Genomic DNA, 18,062 nt, shown 5'->3' with positions numbered 1-18,062 from the left:
ACGGTCTGAAGCATGGATGCACACAGCGCAGGTCGTACCGCCCGGTCATTGGAGCTGCTTCATTCCCTCAGCTACTTCGTTCCCGAGGTCGAGGATCGTCTGGTCGAGGCAGGTCTCGAGCCGGGTCGGATGGGCTACTTCGCGGGCCGCTCCGCGCCGATGGGCGCGGTCGGTGCGGGCGTTGTCACTGCGACCTTCTTCAACTTCAGTCCCGTCGTGATCGAGTCGGTCATTCCGCGTGCCTGGGGTCTGACCACGCCCGGGGCAGTCGTCGAGGCGCGGTACCGGGCGGTCGGGGAGGCGTACGTGCGACTTCTCGGCGAATCGGTGACGAGTTCACCGGAGATGGCCGAGGCCGCCGAACTCGCGTCGATCGCGGCGCGGGGGATCCCGGGTGTCGAGGGCAGGCCGCTGTATGCGGGGTACGCGGAGGTGGCGTGGCCGGACGCACCGCACCTCGCTTTCTGGCATGCCCTCACACTGCTGCGGGAGTACCGCGGCGACGGTCACGTCGCCGCCCTGCAGACCGCGGGACTGAGCGGACTCGAATCGCTGATCACGCACACCGCGACCGGGTTCGGCTTCCAGAAGAAGTTCGCGATCACGCGCCGCGCCTGGACCCAGGACCAGTGGGACTGGGCATGCGACAGTCTCCGTGACCGGGAGATCCTGGACGCCCGGGGCGAACTCACCGCCAACGGTAAGGAACTGCGGGAACTGGTCGAGGATCTCACCGACGATCTCGCGCTGGCCCCGTGGGCCGCGCTGGGGGAGGACGGGGCGGCCCGGCTCGTCGAACTCGCGACCCCGTGGCGTGACGCGATCGTCGCGGCGGGGGTGTTCCCCGCCGGCGTGTTCGGTCCCAAGGTCGGCACGTCGCACTGACGCTGATCACAGCCTGCGCGCATCCGGAATGGGATCCGTCATGCACTGGGGATCTCCCTTGTGGCATGTGTTGCAAATGCACCTATGCGGGCACCGATACGGCTAGGGTCAGCGCAGTGGCTGCTGGGTCCAGGCATGACGTATGTCCGGACCCCGGCCAGTTGACCACCGCAGACATGGAGGAATGAATGAGCGCCTACCGGACCGTTGTCGTCGGAACCGATGGCTCCGAGTCGTCGTTTCTGGCCGTCGAGAAGGCTGCTGCCATCGCGGGGGACGCCGGTGCCAAACTGATCATCGCCTGCGCGTACTACCCGGCCGATCCGAAGGACGTCGGGCAGGCCGCCGACGCGCTCGGTGACGAGGCCTACCAGATCACCGGTTCCGCCCCGACGTACGACATCCTCCGCACCGCGAAGGAGCGCGCCCACGCGGCCGGCGCCAAGGAGGTCGTGGAGCGGGCTGTCGTCGGTGCCCCGGTCGAGTCGCTGCTGAACCTGGTCGACGAGGTCGAGGCCGGTCTTCTGGTGATCGGCAACCGCGGACTCAACACGCTCACCGGGCGTCTCCTCGGGTCCGTTCCTTCGGATGCCGCACGCAAGTCGACGTCCGACGTCCTGATCGTCCACACGGTGCGCTGAGACCGGAGACGGATCAACAGTAGTTCGCCTCGGCGGCATCGAGATAGACCTGCGCCACCTGTTCGGTGGTGAGGCCGATATCCGATGTCGCCGAGGCGAACTGCGCCATGGGGGTCAGATGCGCGAGGATCGTGGCCTCGTCGGTGCCCTCGGACCGTTGACCGCAGATGCCGTTGGCCAGCGCCATCACCGTGTCGTCGGGCAGCGCCGGTATGCCGGACTCGATCAGCGCCTCCTTGTAGCGCAGGCCACGCGAGTCCAGGTGTGATGCGGACGTAGTGGACGCAGGCGGGGCCGTCGGCGGCGGGCCGGAGGCGGTGGCCTCCGAGCACGCGGTCAGCACGATCGTGGTGAGGGCGAGCCCACACCCGATCAGCCGACCGCGACCGCCCGGTGTCACGACAGGATCCCGACCTCGGCCGGACCGAGTTCGGACAGCACCGCGGGCAACGCCTTCGTGTGCACCACACCGAGTCGTTGCGTCGCGCGGGTCAGGGCGACGTAGAGGTCGTTCATTCCCCGCGGCGACTCGTCGAGAATGTCCTGTGGCTCGGCGATGAGCACCGAGTCGAACTCCAACCCCTTGACGTCCCGCACCGTCAGGACGCTGACGGTGTCCGACTTCAGATCGGCCAGTGCGGCGACCAGGTCGTGGCCCCCGATCACGACAGTCGTGCCCGGTCCCGATTCCCGGGACACGCAGGTGCGCACCGTGTCCGCGAGTTCGGATTCGGACACCTGCAGTGCCCATGGTGCGAAACCGGATTCGCGCACCGACCGCGGCACGGTCTGCTCGGCGTCGATCTCGACGAGAACTCGCCGTGCCGACGTCATGATCTCCGCCGGAGTGCGGTAGTTGACGGTCAGTTCCGTGAGCTTCCACCGCGCGGCCACGTACGGCTCGAGGATCCGTTGCCACGACGACGTTCCCGCCGGGTCGCCGGTCTGCGCCGTGTCGCCGACGAGCGTCATCCAACGATTCGGTATGCGCCGCATCAGCATTCGCCAGGCCATCTCCGAGAGTTCCTGCGCCTCGTCGACGATGACGTGGCCGTAGGTCCAGGTTCGGTCGCCCGCTGCGCGCTCCGCGGTGGTCTGGTGCTGTCCCACGTCGTGGCGTTCGGCCAGCTGGCTGGCGTCGATCAGGTCGTACGCCATCAGAATTTCCGGGTCCAGCTCGTCCTCGAGATCCTGCGGCGCCGAACCTGTCAGGATGTCCAGGGCGCCCTGGGCATCCGCGATCTGCGCTCGCCACTGGCGGCGGGCGCGTTCCCGTTCGGCGGCGTCGTCGACGCCGAGCAGTTCAGCCAATTCGTCGAGGAGTGGCGCGTCGGCGGCGCTGAAGCCGCGCATGACGGGGCGTCGCAACGACTCACGTTGCGTTTCGGTCAGATTCGGGGCGGCGTCGGCCAGTCGCTTCGGCGACGCATACAGCTCGGCGAGGACCTGCTGCGGCGACAGTTCCGGCCACAGCGCGCTGATCGCCGTCATGATCTCCGGGTCTTCACGCATCTCGTCCCGCATGTCGGCGATGTCGTCCCGGCTCAGCAGGTTCCCGCCGTCGACGACGTTGGCGCCCAGTGTGTCCGCGAGTTGCTGGGCGAGCGCCTCGATGACCGACGAGACGAAGATGGGCCGGGCCAGGTTGTGCGGGCGCCGCGACGACCTCGCCCGGCCACGAGCGCGGGTGACGACTTTGCGGTCGAGGGTGATCCGGTAGGTGTCGAAGGTCAGCTCGACGGGACGCGACGGCACTTCCTGCCGATCCCGGACCGCCTTCTTGAGCACGTCCAGCATGTCGAGCGAGCCCTTGATCTCGCCGGCGTCGAGGCTGTCCTCGACGGTGGCGCGGACACCGGGGTAGAGGTCGCCGATGGTCGAGAGCAGCACACCGGTCTCGCCGAGCGACGGCAGCACCTGGCCGATGTAGTCGAGGAACGTGGCGTTGGGGCCGATGATGAGGACACCGGCTTTCGCGAGCTGCTGCCGGTAGGTGTAGAGCAGGTAGGCGGCGCGGTGCAGCGCGACCGCGGTCTTGCCGGTTCCCGGTCCTCCCTGGACCACCAGCACACTCTTGTGCTCCGACCGGATGATGGTGTCCTGCTCACCCTGGATGGTCTCGACGATGTCGTTCATCTGACCGGTGCGGGCCGCGTTGAGCGCGGCGAGCAGTGCACTTTCACCCGCGACGCCGTCCGAGCCGGTGATCGTGCCCGCGGCCTCCGCCGCCGCCAGATCCAGATACTCGTCGTTGACGGCCGTCACTCGGCGGCTTCGCGTCCGGATGTGCCGTCGACGGGAGACGCCGTCGGGGGCTGCGGGGGTGGCGAGGTAGAACGGGCGGGCCAGGGGCGCACGCCAATCGAGGAGCATCGTCTCGTAGTCGTTCTCCTCGTCGAGGATTCCGAGTCGGCCGATGTAGCGGTGCTCGCCGTCGAGATCGATGCGCCCGAAGCACAGCCCGTTCTCGGCGGCGTCGTACTTGGCGAGGTCTTCGGTGTAGAGCTGGTTGAACGACTCCCGCTCGCTGCGGGCCTGCGGGGTCCCGCCGGTTTCGAGCAGTACACGGCTCAGCCGGTTCGCCGCGTATTGGCGAAGGCCGTCCAGTCGGGTGTAGAGCATCGTCACGTACTGCTGCTCGAGCTCGCGCTCGTCGCGTGACGTGTCCTCGTCGGGCAAGAGGTCTCCTTGACTGGTTCGGCTGCAACCGGATCGGCTGCAAAAGTGCCTGGACAGTCTAGTCGGCCCCGGAGGCCGCCCGCTGACATTGCAGGTCAGGGGCGGTCTCCGGGGCCGATCAGATCGATTATCCGGCGCAGGTCGGCGCCGCGACTCGGGGGTCAGTGGGACAGTTCGTCCCGCTTCGCTCGGGCCTTCTCGAGCGCGGCTTCGGCTTGCTTGCGGGCCCGCTTGCTCAGCACCTCGCCGCGTTCTGCGGCGGTGCCGGCCCATTCGCCGCCCTTTTCGCGGGCGACCTCGGCCCACTCCGGGCCGCGTTCCTTCGCGACGTCGACGAGTTCCGCTCCGCGTTCCTTCGCCAGTTCGACGAGTTCCGCGCCGCGCTCCTTGGCGACCTCGGCCCATTCGGAGCCGTGTTCCTTCGCGACCTCGGCCCATTCGGAGCCGTGTTCCTTCGCGACGTCCGCCCACTCGGGGCCGCGATCCGCCGCTACCTTCGCGAATTCGGCGCCACGGTCTTTCGCGACCTCGAGGATTTCGGACCCGCGCTCGGCGGCCTCACCGGACAGGATGCGTGCGCGCTCCGACGCCGCAGCCAACGCTTCCCCGATCTCGGGACCGTGATGGTCGTGACCCGATCCGAGCGGCAGAGCCGCGGCCACGGCCTCCTGTGCGTGCCGGGCGGCGCGACGGCCACGCCAGCCGAGGGACGGCTTGCCCTCGGTGTCGACGGCGGCGATCAGCAGTCCGCCGAGCAGGCTGACGTTCTTGAGGAACTGAGTGCGCTGCGCCGCCTTCTTCGCCGGGTCGGTCTCGTTCCAGAAGTCGTGCCCCACAACGGTAGTGGGGACCAGGCTGCCGGCCAGTGCGAGCGATGCGAGTCGCGGCGCCTTCCCGGTGGCGAGAAGCACTCCGCCGCCGATCTGCACGGCGGCGTTGATCTTGACCAACGTCTCCGGGTCGGACGGGATCTTCTGCGTGACGGACTCGGGAAGCGTTTCGGTGGACTTGTCGATCAGTGGTGCGGCGGCCTGTGCTCTCTGCGCCGGATTTCGAAGTGCATCGATCCCTCCGCTGATGAAGACTGCGGACAGCAGTGGGCGAGCGATACGACGGACAAGCATTCCTGGCCTCCCAATCTCGAGTTCTCCCGTCTCACACTAACGAGAGTTCAGGGCAGTCGTCGGCGTACGACGATGTTGCCGAACCGACGGGCTGCCCATTCACCAGTACCCAGGGAGGCCGATCGCCAATCGTGGACCGTCCGGTGCGCAATCGGCGATCGGATGCGGTCACCAGCCGCGCGCGCGCCACTCCCCGAGGTGGGGGCGTTCGGTGCCGAGGGTGGTGTCGTCCCCGTGGCCGGGGTAGACGACCGTGTCGTCGCCGTAGCGGTCGAAGAGCTTGGTTTCGACGTCGGAGAGCAGTGATGCGAACTTGCCGGCGTCGGCGGTCTTGCCCACGCCGCCGGGGAAGAGGGAGTCACCGGTGAAGAGGTGGGTGCGTCCGCCGCCGGCCTCGGTGAGCGCGAGCGCGACGGAACCGGGGGTGTGGCCGGCGAGATGGATCACGTCGAGGGTGACGTCGCCGACGGTGACCGTGTCACCGTCTTCCAGGAGACGGTCGGGCCGGACGGGCAGTGCGTCGGCGTCGAGTGGATGCGCGGCGGTGTCCACGCGGGTGGCGGCCGCGACGTCCTCGAGCGCCAGCCAGTGGTCGCCGTGCTGGTGCGTGGTGACGATCAGCTCGAGGGACGGAGCGTGTTCGCCGATTAACTGGTTGACACGGTCCGCCTCGTTGGCGGCGTCGATGAGGACGGATTTTCCGGTTGTGGAACAGACGACCAGGTACACGTTGTTGTTCATGGGGCCGACGGACATCTTCGTGATCGTGGCTCCCGGAACCGTGCGGCGCTGTGGCGCCGAACCGGGGGAGACGTGGCCGGTGTACGAGTCTTCTATCACCATGGGCTGCTCGGTCATGATGGGGAGGCTACCGTCGAATACAGGCAGGTGAGTGGCAGGGCGGCCATCCGTCCCACAGAACGTGTCGGTGCCCCGGCTTACCATGGCACGGCCAGAGGGCCCAGCGTTCATGCGCGTCCTCGGCTGTCGAACAATGAAGGGACTTGGAGTGGCGGATCGCCTTATCGTGCGGGGTGCCCGTGAGCACAATCTGCGAGGGGTCGATCTCGATCTGCCCCGCGACAGCCTGATCGTGTTCACCGGGCTGTCGGGCTCGGGCAAGTCGAGTCTGGCGTTCGACACGATCTTCGCCGAGGGCCAGCGACGCTATGTCGAGTCGCTGTCGGCGTACGCGCGCCAGTTCCTCGGTCAGATGGACAAGCCCGACGTCGACTTCATCGAAGGTCTGTCGCCTGCGGTGTCCATCGACCAGAAGTCGACCAACCGCAACCCGCGGTCGACGGTCGGCACCATCACGGAGGTCTACGACTATCTCCGTCTGCTGTACGCCCGGGCGGGCACCGCCCATTGCCCGGTGTGTGGCGAGCAGATCGCGCGGCAGACGCCGCAGCAGATCGTCGACCAGGTCCTCGACATGGAGGAAGGCACCCGGTTCCAGGTGCTCGCTCCCGTCGTGCGTACCCGCAAGGGTGAATTCGTCGACCTGTTCGACCAGCTCAACATGCAGGGCTACTCGCGTGTGCGGGTCGACGGCGTGGTGCATCCGCTCTCCGATCCGCCGAAGCTCAAGAAGCAGGAGAAGCACGACATCGAGGTCGTCGTCGACCGCCTCACTGTCAAGGCCGGCTCCAAGCAGCGGCTCACCGACTCCGTCGAGACCGCGCTGCGGTTGGCGGAGGGCATCGTCGTCCTCGACTTCGTCGACCGCGAAGAGGACGCCGCGGACCGGGAACGCCGATTCTCGGAGAAGCTGGCGTGCCCGAACGGCCACGCTCTCTCCATCGACGACCTCGAACCCCGGTCGTTCTCGTTCAACTCCCCGTACGGCGCCTGCCCCGAGTGCACGGGTCTCGGAATTCGCAAGGAGGTCGACCCCGACCTCGTGGTCCCCGACCCCGAGCTGTCCCTCGAGGACGGAGCCATCGCGCCGTGGTCGATGGGGCAGAGTTCCGAATACTTCGGCCGCCTGCTGTCCGGGCTCGGCGACATTCTCGGCTTCGATATGAAGACGCCGTGGAACAAGCTGCCCGCGAAGGCACGCCGGGCGATCCTCGAGGGCAGTGAGGAGCAGGTCCACGTCCGGTACAAGAACCGGTACGGGCGTACCCGTTCCTACTACGCCGAGTTCGAGGGCGTCATGCCCTTCCTGCACCGCCGCCTCGAGCAGACCGAGTCGGACCAGATGAAGGAACGCTACGACGGCTACATGCGAGACACCCCCTGTCCCGCATGTGGCGGCGCGCGTCTGCGCCCCGAGATCCTGTCGGTCACGATCGCGAACGAGAAGTTCGGCATGAAGTCGATCGCCGAGGTCTGTGAATTGTCGATCTCCGATTGCGCCGACTTCCTGAACAGCCTCACGCTGGGCAGTCGCGAGGAGGCCATCGCCGGTCAGGTGCTCAAGGAAGTTCAGGCACGTCTCGGCTTCCTGCTCGACGTCGGCCTCGAATACCTGTCGCTCGCCCGCGCCGCCGGGACCCTGTCCGGTGGTGAGGCGCAGCGTATCCGCCTCGCCACTCAGATCGGCTCGGGCCTGGTGGGCGTCCTGTACGTGCTCGACGAACCGTCGATCGGTCTGCATCAGCGCGACAACCGGCGTCTCATCGAGACCCTGACGCGCCTGCGCGACCTCGGGAACACGCTCATCGTGGTCGAGCACGACGAAGACACCATCCGCACGTCCGACTGGGTGGTCGACATCGGACCGCTCGCCGGCGAACACGGAGGCAAGGTCGTCCACAGCGGGCCGTACGAGGAACTGCTCGACTGCGAGGAATCCCTCACCGGGGCCTACCTGTCGGGCCGCAGTCACATCGAGATTCCGGCCATCCGCCGGCCGGTCGATCGCAAGCGGCAGGTCACGGTCATCGGTGCGCGCGAACACAACCTCGGGGGCATCGACGTCAGCTTCCCGCTGGGCGTGCTCACGTCGGTCACCGGTGTGTCCGGGTCCGGTAAGTCGACGCTCGTCAACGACATCCTCGCGACGGTGATGGCGAACAAGCTCAACGGCGCCCGCCAGGTGCCGGGCAGGCACACCCGCATCAACGGGCTCGACCAGCTGGACAAGCTCGTGCAGGTCGACCAGTCGCCGATCGGCCGCACCCCGCGGTCCAACGCGGCCACCTACACCGGGGTGTTCGACAAGATCCGCACCCTGTTCGCCGCCACCACCGAGTCGAAGGTGCGCGGCTACCAGCCGGGCCGGTTCTCGTTCAACGTCAAGGGCGGCCGGTGCGAGGCCTGCTCCGGCGACGGCACGTTGAAGATCGAGATGAACTTCCTTCCCGACGTGTACGTGCCGTGTGAGGTCTGTCACGGCGCCCGGTACAATCGCGAGACCCTCGAGGTCCACTACAAGGGCAAGACCATCGCCGAGGTGCTGGACATGCCGATCGAGGAGGCCGCGGAGTTCTTCGAGCCCATCACCTCGATCCACCGCTACCTCAAGACCCTGGTCGAGGTCGGTCTCGGGTACGTGCGGCTCGGTCAGCCCGCACCCACGCTGTCCGGTGGTGAGGCGCAGCGCGTGAAGCTCGCCGCCGAGCTGCAGAAACGGTCGACGGGCCGCACGGTGTACATCCTCGACGAGCCCACGACCGGTCTGCACTTCGAGGACATCCGCAAGTTGCTCGGGGTCGTCAACGGGTTGGTCGACAAGGGCAACACGGTGATCGTGATCGAGCACAACCTCGACGTGATCAAGACCTCCGACTGGGTGGTCGACATGGGGCCCGAGGGCGGGTCCGGCGGCGGCACCGTCGTCGCGCAGGGCACCCCGGAGGAGGTGGCGCAGGTTCCGGAGAGTTACACGGGTCGGTTCCTGGAAAACGTCCTCGAGGTGCCGGCGCCTCCCGCTGCGGCGAAGTCGAAGGCGGCCAAGTCGTCGTCGCGGAAGCCCGCTTCGACGAAGAAGACTGCCGCGGCCGCCACGGCGACACCGCGCAAGCGGGCGCCGAAGAAGGCCGCAGCAGTCAGCTGAGTTCGGTCAGTCCCTCGCGGCCGCGTCGATCGCGGTCGCGAGGTCCGCGGGCCGCGACCACATCGGCCAGTGGCCGGTCGGCAGATCGACGTAGTCGACCTTCGTGATCTGCGCGAGTTCGGCGGCCATCGGATGACCCGCGCCGGCCATCTGCTGGATGACCTCCGACGGGAAGCTCGTGCAGATCACCGTGGTCGGCACGTCCAGACGGCTGCTGTCGACGAGTTCGAGCCTGTCCCTCGCCGGGCCTGCCGGTTCGGGCACTGCGCGGCTGCGAAATATCTCGAGCGTGGCGTCGTCCAGCCCGTCGAGGCTGCTGCCTTCGGCCTCGAGTTCGGACCACGACGGAAGCGGGATCTCGGTGACCGAAGCGTCGAGATCCTCCCGGAGCGCGGTGCCGGTCTGCAGCGGTCCCGAGTCGACGTAGACGATGCGGGCCAGTCGGTCGGGCACCCGATCGCTCGCCGCGTAGGCCACCGGACCCGCGCCGCTGTGCGCCACGAGCACCACCCGCTCCGAGGACGGTGTGGCCGCGACGGCATCCGCGATCGCGGAGATGTGATCGTCCAGTCGGATGCCTGCACGGTCGCTGTCCGCGGAGTCGAGTCCGGGCAAGGTCACCGCGGTGACGTGGTGTCCTCGCCGGACCAGGTCGGAAGCCACTGCCTCCCAAGCCCATGCGCCGAGCCAGAATCCGGGAGCCAGGATGATGTGAGTGCCTGTGCTGTCGTGTGCTTCGCTTGTCTGGGTCATGAGACAAGAGTGAACCCGTAACGGTGACAACTGCGTGTCACCGTATGTGTCACAGTCGCGTAACGGAATCGGTCGGCGAGAATCGGGACTTTGCCGCGGTCGTTCGGCAGACTGCCCTCATGGACCGTCCAGCCCGCCTCCACGCCCTGACGGAAGAACTGCGCCGCGCGGGGAACCGGGGCCGGACCGCGGAGCAGTTGGCGGCGCAGTTCGAGGTGACCACCCGGACGATCAAGCGGGACATCGCCGTGCTGCAATCCTCGGGCGCCCCGATCCGGGCCACTGCCGGGCCGGGCGGGGGATACGGGATCATCGGGAACGGCACGTTGCCACCGGTGAATTTCACTCCCGCTCAAGCGGTCTCGGTGGCGTTGGCCCTCACGGCGTTTCGCGATGCGCCGTTCGCGACCGACGGCCGGGCCGCGCTGGCCAAACTGCTCGACGTGATGGACGCCGAGTCGAGGGAGCGAGTGGAGCGACTCGGCGCGAAGGTGTGGATCCGGCGAGACGCCGACACGGCGAGCGCGGAACCACGCATCCGCCGCGTCGTCGAGGACGGCGTGCAGCGCGAGCTGATGGTGTCGCTCCGGTATGTGGACCGGGACGGTGAGCGCACCGAACGCGTCGTCGAACCGCACCTTCTCGCTCACACGAGGGGATCGTGGTTCCTCGTCGCGTGGTGTCTGAGCCGCGCGGGTGTGCGGTGGTTCCGGCTGGATCGGGTGTCCGACGCCACCCTCACCGGCCGGTCGTTCGCCCCACGCGATCCGAGCCTCTTCGGCGAACCGCCGGCCGACGCGCGCAGCGTGTTCGAACGGTGAGATCCGATCAGAGCGCGCGGGCGGCGGCCACGGATCGGTTCAGCAACGAGACGAGAACCGACTCGTCGACGTCGGCGAGCTTCTTGACGTAGAGGCAGCCCTTGCCGAGTGTGTGCTTGCCGAGGGTGGCGAGTTCGGCCTCGTGCTCGGTGAAGTCGAGCGAGAGGTACAGGGTGAGTGCCGCGGCCCGGGGCGAGAAGCCGATCAGTGCGGTATCGCCCTCGTGTCCGCTGGCGTACCTGTAGTGGCGGGAGCCGAACCCGACGATGCTCGTGCCCCACATCGCGGCGGGCTCTCCGCTCGCGGCGGTGAGCAGTTCCACCAGTCGTGCGCTGTCGGCGCACTTGACCGGGTCGGCGATCGTGGCGAGGAACTCGTCGACGCCGGCGGGCGTCCGCGCGGTCTTGTTGCGGCTCGCCATGTCAGTACACGGGGCCGGTGTACTTCTCGCCTGGACCCTTGCCCGGCTCGTCCGGGTGCGACGACGCTTCGCGAAACGCGCGCTGCAGCGCCTGGAGGCCTTCCCGGATCGGTCCCGCGTGCGGTCCGAGGTACTCGATGGACGCGGTCACCAGGCCGGCGAGGGCGGTGATGACCCGCCGGGCCTCGTCGAGGTCGCGGTGGGGGCTGGAGTCGGGGTCGGCGTCGGAGAGGCCCAGTTTCTCGGCTGCCGAACTCATGAGCATGACCGCGGCGCGGCTGATGACCTCGACCGAGGGAACGTCGGCCAGTTCCCGGACGTCGGTATTCTGGTCACCGCCGGTCAGGGTGCCGTCGTTCGGGGTGTCATCGATGTTGTCCGTCATGCCTTAGAGGATTCCACCAGCGTCCGCCGGCGCAACGTCCCGGTATCGATTAGCTCACGACGTGCGCAAATGTTACTCTTGACGCAACGACCGCCTTCGGATTTGTCGGGGGCAGCAAGTGGAGTCCGACTCCCACCTCTGCGCGGCAGGTAAAACTGCAGTTCAGTGGTCCGGTCGCTCGGTCCGAGGCTACTCGGTTCGAGTTCCTCGAGTGTGAGGAGACGAGGGATCGGCGTGAGCCGTGAGTTCGTCTGACCGGTCGACATCGGGCCCCGCATGGTGAGAGTCATTCACCGCAGCGGGGCTTTTTTGTTGGGAATCCGGGCGTACGGGCTGCTGGCGGTCTCGAGACAAGACCGTTCAACCTAGGAGGCCCCATCAGCACTGAGACCCGCATCAACGATCGCATCCGAGTTCCCGAGGTCCGCCTCGTCGGACCCGGAGGTGAACAGGTTGGCATCGTGCGTGTTGAAGATGCACTCCGCTTGGCCCTCGAGGCCGATCTCGACCTGGTCGAGGTGGCCCCCGACGCTCGCCCGCCGGTCTGCAAGATCATGGACTACGGCAAGTTCAAGTACGAGGCCGCGCAGAAGGCGCGTGAGTCGCGCAAGAACCAGCAGCTCACGGTCATCAAGGAGCAGAAGCTCCGCCCCAAGATCGACGATCACGACTACGAGACGAAGAAGCGCAACGTCGTGCGCTTCCTCGAAGCCGGATCCAAGGTCAAGGTCACGATCATGTTCCGCGGACGTGAGCAGTCGCGTCCGGAGCTCGGATTCCGGCTGCTGCAGCGTCTCGGTGCAGACGTGGCGGATCTCGGGTTCGTGGAGACGTCCGCCAAGCAGGACGGTCGAAACATGACGATGGTGCTCGCTCCGCACAAGGGCGCGAAGACCCGTGTGAAGGCGCAGGAAAGCGCCGCTGCGCCGCCGGCGCAGCGGGCAACTCCCGCGCCGGCCGCGCCGGCACAGGCTCCTGCGGCACCTGCGGAGCAGGCGGGCGACAGTGCGCCCGGCGAAGCGCCGACCAGCTAGTCCGACTACACCAGCACGACCCGGATCACCGTCCGGATACAGAGAACTGAGGACTCCATGCCCAAGTCGAAGACCCACAGCGGCACCGCGAAGCGATTCAAGGTGTCCGGCAGCGGAAAGATCCTGCGCCAGAAGGCCGGTCGCCGCCACCTGCTCGAGCACAAGGCCTCGAAGGTGACCCGTCGCCTCGATGGCGTGGCTGTCGTCAGCAAGGCTGACACTCCTCGCATCAAGCGCCTGCTCGACATCTGAGTCGACACCCTTTTACTGACCACCCGGGGCAGCTCACCGCCCCAAGATTGACAGGATTTTTCAGTGGCACGCGTAAAGAGGGCGGTAAACGCCCAGAAGAAGCGTCGTTCGATTCTCGAAGCCTCCAGCGGCTACCGCGGACAGCGCTCGCGCCTGTACCGCAAGGCGAAGGAACAGCAGCTCCACTCGCTGACCTACGCCTACCGTGACCGCCGCGCGCGCAAGGGCGACTTCCGCAAGCTGTGGATCACGCGTATCAACGCTGCTGCACGGGCGAACGACATCACGTACAACCGCCTGATCCAGGGTCTGCGTCTGGCCGAGATCGAGGTCGACCGCAAGAACCTCGCCGAGCTGGCCGTTTCCGACGCGGCGGCATTCGCCGGCCTCGTGGCCCTCGCCAAGGCGGCGCTCCCGGCCGACGTGAACGCTCCGGCCGGAGAAGCAGCCTGAGTCTCGCAGCACCCCGGCCTTCAGAGCCTCGGAAACGACCCGTGGACCCGCTCACCGAGCGCACCCCACGGGTCGTTTCTGCTGTCAAGCTGCTGCGCACCGCGGAACGCCGCAAGGTCGGGCGCTTCCTGGTGGAGGGCGAGAACTCCGTCGGCGAGGCACTCGACACCCGCCCCGTACACGACCTCTTCTACACCGAGGACGCGGAGCAGCGGTACTCGCGGCTGATCGACCGGGCACACACGGCGGGCGTCCGTACGTCGCTGGTGACGGACCGGGCGGTCCGAGCTCTCAGCGACACGGTGACCCCGCCGGGTCTCGTCGCGGTGTGCGATCTCCTCGACGTTCCGCTGGCGGAGGCGATAGGCCCCGGAACTCGTCTGCTCGCGGTTCCGGTCGCGGTCGCGGAGCCCGGTAACGCGGGCACCGTCATCCGGGTCGCGGACGCGGTGGGCGCGGACGCGGCGATTCTCGCGGGCGACAGCGTCGACCCGCACAACGGCAAATGTGTCCGGGCGTCCGCCGGAAGCCTCTTCCACCTTCCCGTCGTGCGTGAACGGGACACCGCTGCGGTCCTCGACAGCATCAGCGCGGCGGGGATTCAACTGCTCGCCACGGCGGCCGACGGCGAAGTCGATCTGGACGATGCCGACGAACTGCTGGCCCGCCCCACGGCGTGGCTGTTCGGCAACGAGGCCCACGGCCTCGACGCAGCCACCTCGGCGCGAGCCGATCATCGTGTCCGGATTCCGATCCACGGTCGAGCCGAGAGCCTCAACCTGGCGACGGCGGCGTCGATCTGCCTGTATTCGAGCGCGCGGGTCCAGAACCGCAAGCGAACCGACAGCTGAAACGGCGAGAATCGGATCGCATAGGATTTGACGGCGAGCTGTTTCGGTTTCGTCGAGAGTGTTGACTGAAAGAACTTAAGGAGTGGCACCGGTCGTGGCTAAAAAAGAGGGCGCTGCCTCCACGGGGGTCGAAGGCGGCGCGGTCGATGCGAGTGCGCTCACCGAAGACGCTCTGACTGCGGCGGCGGAGAGCGCCGAGAAGGCGTTCGCGTCGGCGGCGGATCTCGACGACCTGGCGAAGGCCAAGGTCGAGCACATGGGTGACAAGTCGCCGATCGCCCTCGCCCGCCGCGGACTCGGAGCCCTCCCGGGCAAGGAGAAGGCCGACGCAGGCAAGCGCGTGAACGTCGCCCGCACCCGGATCAGTGCGGCGTTCGACGAGCGCCGCGCCGTCCTGCTCGCCGAGCGTGACGCGGCCGTCCTCGTGGCCGAGGCCATCGACGTGACCCTGCCGTCGCAGCGTCAGCCGGTAGGCGCCCGCCACCCGATCAGCATCATCTCCGAGCAGGTCGAGGACGTGTTCGTGGCGATGGGCTGGGAGGTCGCCGAGGGCCCGGAGGTGGAGACCGAGCACTTCAACTTCGATGCCCTCAACTTCCTGCCCGATCACCCCGCGCGGACGATGCAGGACACGTTCCACATCGCACCGGAGGGCTCGCGCCAGGTGCTCCGCACGCACACGTCGCCGGTACAGGTGCGCACGATGCTCTCGCGCGAGGTGCCGATCTACGTGGTGTGCCCGGGGCGGACGTTCCGCACCGACGAACTCGACGCGACCCACACCCCGGTCTTCTCTCAGGTGGAGGGACTCGCCGTCGACAAGGGCCTCACCATGGCCCACCTGCGCGGGACACTCGACGCGTTCGCCCGCGCACTGTTCGGTCCCGAGACCCGCACCCGGATGCGCCCGAACTACTTCCCGTTCACAGAACCGTCCGCCGAGGTGGACGTCTGGTTCCCGAACAAGAAGGGCGGCGCAGGCTGGGTCGAGTGGGGCGGCTGCGGAATGGTCAACCCGAATGTGCTGCGCGCTTCCGGAATCGACCCCGACGTGTACACCGGGTTCGCGTTCGGCATGGGGCTCGAGCGCACACTCCAGTTCCGGAACGGGATCCCGGACATGCGCGACATCGTCGAGGGCGACGTGCGATTCACACTGCCCTTCGGTGTCCAGGGCTGACCCCCACGTCACCCGGATCCTGTCCACCACAGTCACGACATTTTCACGAACGAGAGAGCTGAGCAGACGTGCGAGTAGCGCAATCCTGGCTGACCGAGATCCTGCAGCGTGCCACCCCGGACTGGGACGTCACCGCCGAGGAACTCGACGCAGGTTTCGTCCGGGTCGGGCTCGAGGTCGAGGAAGTCGACCGGCTCGAGCCCGTCGACGGCCCCCTCGTGGTCGGCAAGGTTCTCGAGATCACCGAGCTCACCGAGTTCAAGAAGCCGATCCGCTTCTGCAAGGTCGATGTGGGGGCGGCCGAGCCGCAGGGCATCGTGTGCGGCGCCCGGAACTTCGACGTAGGCGACCTCGTGGTGGTCGCACTCCCCGGCGCAGTCCTTCCCGGTGGTTTCGCCATCGCGTCCCGCAAGACGTATGGGCAGGTCTCCGACGGGATGATCTGCTCGGTGGCCGAACTCGGCATCGGCAAGGACCACTCGGGCATCCTCGTCCTCGAGCCGGGCACCGCGCTCCCCGGCGCGGACGCCAACGAGTTGATGGGCCTGCACGACACGGTCATCGAACTCAACATCACCCCGGACCGCGGCTACTGCTTCTCCGTCCGCGGGCTCACCCGTGAACTGGCGTGCGGGTTCGACCTCGACTTCGCCGACCCGGCGTCGGTGGCGCCGTACCCGGCGGAGGGGGAGGCGTGGCCGATCCGCGTCGAGCCGGAGTCGAAGGCGACGCGTTTCGCGGCCCGCCGGGTGACGGGTATCGATCCGAAGGCGGTCAGCCCGTGGTGGCTGCAGCGCCGGTTGCTGCTGTCGGGGGTCCGCCCGATCTCGCCGGCCGTCGATGTCACCAACTACGTTCTGCTCGAACTGGGCCAGCCGTTGCACGCGTTCGATGCTGCGAAGATCAGCGGCGAACTCGTCGTGCGCCGCGCGGTGGCGGGGGAGAAACTGACCACTCTCGACGAGACCGAGCGCGTCCTCGACCCCGAGGACGTCGTGATCGCCGACGATTCGGGCGTCCTGTCGCTGGCCGGGATCATGGGTGGCGCGTCCACCGAGGTCGGCTCGGAAACCACCGACATCCTGCTCGAGGCGGCCACCTGGGATCCGCTCGCGGTGTTCAAGACCGCGCGCAGGCACAAGCTGTCGAGTGAGGCCGGCAAGCGTTTCGAGCGTGTGGTCGACCCCGAGATCCCCGTGGCGGCACTGGACCGGGCGGCCGCGCTGCTCGTCGACATCGCCGGCGGGCGGGTCGATCCGGCGCTCACCGACATCGGTGAGGTCACCCCGCACGAGCCCATCCACATGGACATCGACCTCCCCGACCGCGTGGCGGGTGTCGACTACCCCAACGGCACCGCTGCACGCCGGCTCACGCAGATCGGCTGCAACGTGGAGGTCGGGGTCAGCGACAGCGGACACGGTCAGCTCGTCGCCGGCCCGCCATCGTGGCGGCCCGATCTGGTGCAGCCCGCCGACCTGGTGGAGGAGGTGCTGCGCCTCGAGGGACTCGAGAAGATTCCGTCGGTGCTGCCCGCAGCCCCCGCGGGTCGTGGGTTGACTCCGGCGCAGCGCCGCAAGCGCGCCGTCGGCCGGGCCCTGGCGTTCTCGGGATACGTCGAGATCCTGCCTCCGGTCTTCCTGCCCACGGCGATCTTCGACACGTGGGGGCTGGATCCCGAGGATCCGCGCAGGAACACCAGCAGGGTGCTCAACCCGCTCGAATCCGATCGGCCGGAACTGCCCACCACGTTGCTGCCCGGACTTCTCGAGGTCCTCGCCCGCAACGTCTCCCGCGGTCAACGCGACCTGTCGCTGTTCGGCATCGCGCAGGTCGTGCTGCCCGGTGCGGACACCAAGCCGGTCGAGGCGCTGCCGGTGGACCGGCGCCCGACCGACGAGCAGATCACGGCACTGCTGCAGTCGTTGCCGGATCAGCCGGTGCACGTGGCGGCGGTGCTCACGGGGCAGCGTGAGCCGAGCGGTCCGTGGGGCGCGGGCCGAGCGGCCGACGCCACCGACGCGTTCGCCGCCGCCCGGACGGTCGCTGCCGCTGCCGGTGTCGAACTGGAGTTCCGCGCGACGCAGTACCTGCCGTGGCACCCGGGTCGCGGCGCGGAGCTGCTCGTGAACGGTGTCGTCGTCGGACACGCGGGCGAGTTGCATCCCGCCGTGCTCGAGCGCGCCGGACTTCCCCCGCGGACGAGTGCCGTGGAGATCGATCTGGACGCCCTGCCGCTGGTGGAGAACCTGCCCGCGCCGAAGGTCTCGCCCTTCCCCGCGGTCCTTCAGGACGTGGCGGTCGTGGTCGACGCCGCGGTACCCGCCGCCGAGGTCCAGGCGGCCCTGCGGTCGGGCGGAGGGGAGCTGCTCGAGGACATCCGGCTGTTCGACGTGTTCGAAGGTGAGCAGGTCGGGGAGGGCCGGAAGTCGCTGGCGTTCGCGCTGCGATTCCGCGGCGTCGACCGCACCCTGACCGAGGACGAGGCGAGCGCCGCCCGCGACGCCGCGGTGGCTGCGGCGTCCGCTGCCGTGGGTGCCGAACTCCGCAGCTGACCCGTAGCCTGGGTGGAGGGCCAGG

Annotated in this window: 17 protein-coding genes; 10 read left to right on the top strand and 7 right to left on the bottom strand. The window is 68.1% G+C overall.

Going from position 1 to position 18,062, the window contains the following annotated elements:
* Positions 1 to 12: 12 nt before the first annotated feature.
* Together QM806_RS03130 and QM806_RS03125 are read left to right on the top strand one after the other, a co-directional pair.
* Complete coding sequence (locus QM806_RS03130) at positions 13 to 885, top strand: SCO6745 family protein (protein ID WP_182625071.1); 873 nt, start codon at positions 13 to 15, stop codon at positions 883 to 885.
* A 188-nt stretch (positions 886 to 1,073) separates the two neighbouring features.
* Positions 1,074 to 1,526: a universal stress protein gene (locus tag QM806_RS03125; RefSeq protein WP_005260405.1), complete on the top strand. Its 453-nt coding sequence runs from the start codon at positions 1,074 to 1,076 to the stop codon at positions 1,524 to 1,526.
* A 13-nt stretch (positions 1,527 to 1,539) separates the two neighbouring features.
* Here the strand turns inward: QM806_RS03125 and QM806_RS03120 are convergent, their stop codons facing one another.
* The 4 genes from QM806_RS03120 to QM806_RS03105 form a co-directional block, all read right to left on the bottom strand.
* Positions 1,540 to 1,926, bottom strand: a complete 387-nt coding sequence (locus QM806_RS03120) for a DUF732 domain-containing protein (RefSeq protein WP_005571097.1) — start codon at positions 1,924 to 1,926, stop codon at positions 1,540 to 1,542.
* The gene (locus QM806_RS03115) at positions 1,923 to 4,205 is read right to left on the bottom strand and encodes a HelD family protein (RefSeq protein ID WP_283290286.1); all 2,283 of its coding nucleotides are present in this window, start codon (positions 4,203 to 4,205) and stop codon (positions 1,923 to 1,925) included. The genes QM806_RS03120 and QM806_RS03115 overlap by 4 nt, the downstream gene beginning before the upstream one ends.
* A gap of 161 nt (positions 4,206 to 4,366) precedes the next feature.
* Positions 4,367 to 5,329, bottom strand: coding sequence for a DoxX family protein (locus QM806_RS03110; protein ID WP_005571095.1), 963 nt, complete (start codon positions 5,327 to 5,329; stop codon positions 4,367 to 4,369).
* Positions 5,330 to 5,497: 168 nt separating this feature from the next.
* Positions 5,498 to 6,187 carry an MBL fold metallo-hydrolase gene (locus QM806_RS03105; RefSeq protein WP_005260409.1) on the bottom strand — a complete coding sequence of 230 codons (690 nt, stop codon included), beginning with the start codon at positions 6,185 to 6,187 and terminating at the stop codon, positions 5,498 to 5,500.
* A 151-nt stretch (positions 6,188 to 6,338) separates the two neighbouring features.
* Between QM806_RS03105 and uvrA the strand changes: the two genes are divergently transcribed.
* Positions 6,339 to 9,332: an excinuclease ABC subunit UvrA gene (gene uvrA / locus QM806_RS03100; protein ID WP_005260410.1), complete on the top strand. Its 2,994-nt coding sequence runs from the start codon at positions 6,339 to 6,341 to the stop codon at positions 9,330 to 9,332.
* A 6-nt stretch (positions 9,333 to 9,338) separates the two neighbouring features.
* On the opposite strand, the gene QM806_RS03095 is transcribed toward uvrA, so the two are convergent.
* A complete protein-coding gene (locus tag QM806_RS03095) occupies positions 9,339 to 10,085 on the bottom strand; it encodes an alpha/beta fold hydrolase (protein ID WP_120660718.1) in 747 nt (248 codons plus the stop codon).
* Positions 10,086 to 10,204: 119 nt separating this feature from the next.
* Between QM806_RS03095 and QM806_RS03090 the strand changes: the two genes are divergently transcribed.
* Positions 10,205 to 10,906 carry a helix-turn-helix transcriptional regulator gene (locus QM806_RS03090; protein ID WP_283290281.1) on the top strand — a complete coding sequence of 234 codons (702 nt, stop codon included), beginning with the start codon at positions 10,205 to 10,207 and terminating at the stop codon, positions 10,904 to 10,906.
* Between the two features lie 7 nt (positions 10,907 to 10,913).
* On the opposite strand, the gene QM806_RS03085 is transcribed toward QM806_RS03090, so the two are convergent.
* Together QM806_RS03085 and QM806_RS03080 are read right to left on the bottom strand one after the other, a co-directional pair.
* On the bottom strand, positions 10,914 to 11,327 hold the full coding sequence (locus QM806_RS03085; RefSeq protein ID WP_005571086.1) for a DUF1801 domain-containing protein: 414 nt from the start codon (positions 11,325 to 11,327) through the stop codon (positions 10,914 to 10,916).
* Between the two features lies 1 nt (position 11,328).
* Positions 11,329 to 11,712 carry a DUF1844 domain-containing protein gene (locus tag QM806_RS03080; RefSeq protein ID WP_005247396.1) on the bottom strand — a complete coding sequence of 128 codons (384 nt, stop codon included), beginning with the start codon at positions 11,710 to 11,712 and terminating at the stop codon, positions 11,329 to 11,331.
* A 377-nt stretch (positions 11,713 to 12,089) separates the two neighbouring features.
* Here QM806_RS03080 and infC point away from each other — a divergent pair, with 377 nt between their 5' ends.
* The 6 genes from infC (at position 12,090) to pheT (ending at position 18,037) form a co-directional block, all read left to right on the top strand.
* On the top strand, positions 12,090 to 12,746 hold the full coding sequence (gene infC, locus QM806_RS03075) for a translation initiation factor IF-3 (RefSeq protein WP_080606194.1): 657 nt from the start codon (positions 12,090 to 12,092) through the stop codon (positions 12,744 to 12,746).
* A gap of 57 nt (positions 12,747 to 12,803) precedes the next feature.
* On the top strand, positions 12,804 to 12,998 hold the full coding sequence (gene rpmI, locus QM806_RS03070; protein ID WP_005571085.1) for a 50S ribosomal protein L35: 195 nt from the start codon (positions 12,804 to 12,806) through the stop codon (positions 12,996 to 12,998).
* A 63-nt stretch (positions 12,999 to 13,061) separates the two neighbouring features.
* Positions 13,062 to 13,451 (top strand): 50S ribosomal protein L20, encoded by a 390-nt coding sequence (gene rplT, locus QM806_RS03065; RefSeq protein ID WP_005247385.1) that lies wholly within the window; start codon positions 13,062 to 13,064, stop codon positions 13,449 to 13,451.
* Between the two features lie 41 nt (positions 13,452 to 13,492).
* Positions 13,493 to 14,302 (top strand): TrmH family RNA methyltransferase, encoded by an 810-nt coding sequence (locus QM806_RS03060; RefSeq protein ID WP_005247382.1) that lies wholly within the window; start codon positions 13,493 to 13,495, stop codon positions 14,300 to 14,302.
* Positions 14,303 to 14,396: 94 nt separating this feature from the next.
* Positions 14,397 to 15,482 carry a phenylalanine--tRNA ligase subunit alpha gene (pheS, locus tag QM806_RS03055; protein ID WP_037204920.1) on the top strand — a complete coding sequence of 362 codons (1,086 nt, stop codon included), beginning with the start codon at positions 14,397 to 14,399 and terminating at the stop codon, positions 15,480 to 15,482.
* Positions 15,483 to 15,550: 68 nt separating this feature from the next.
* Complete coding sequence (gene pheT, locus QM806_RS03050; protein WP_005571084.1) at positions 15,551 to 18,037, top strand: phenylalanine--tRNA ligase subunit beta; 2,487 nt, start codon at positions 15,551 to 15,553, stop codon at positions 18,035 to 18,037.
* Positions 18,038 to 18,062 lie beyond the last annotated feature (25 nt).

The sequence above is a fragment of the Rhodococcus sp. IEGM 1351 genome, from assembly GCF_030056875.1.
In the GTDB taxonomy this organism is placed as follows: Bacteria; Actinomycetota; Actinomycetes; order Mycobacteriales; family Mycobacteriaceae; genus Rhodococcus_F; species Rhodococcus_F opacus.
Note: the sequence above shows the minus strand (reverse complement) of the source record. Positions and strands in the feature narration are given on the sequence as shown.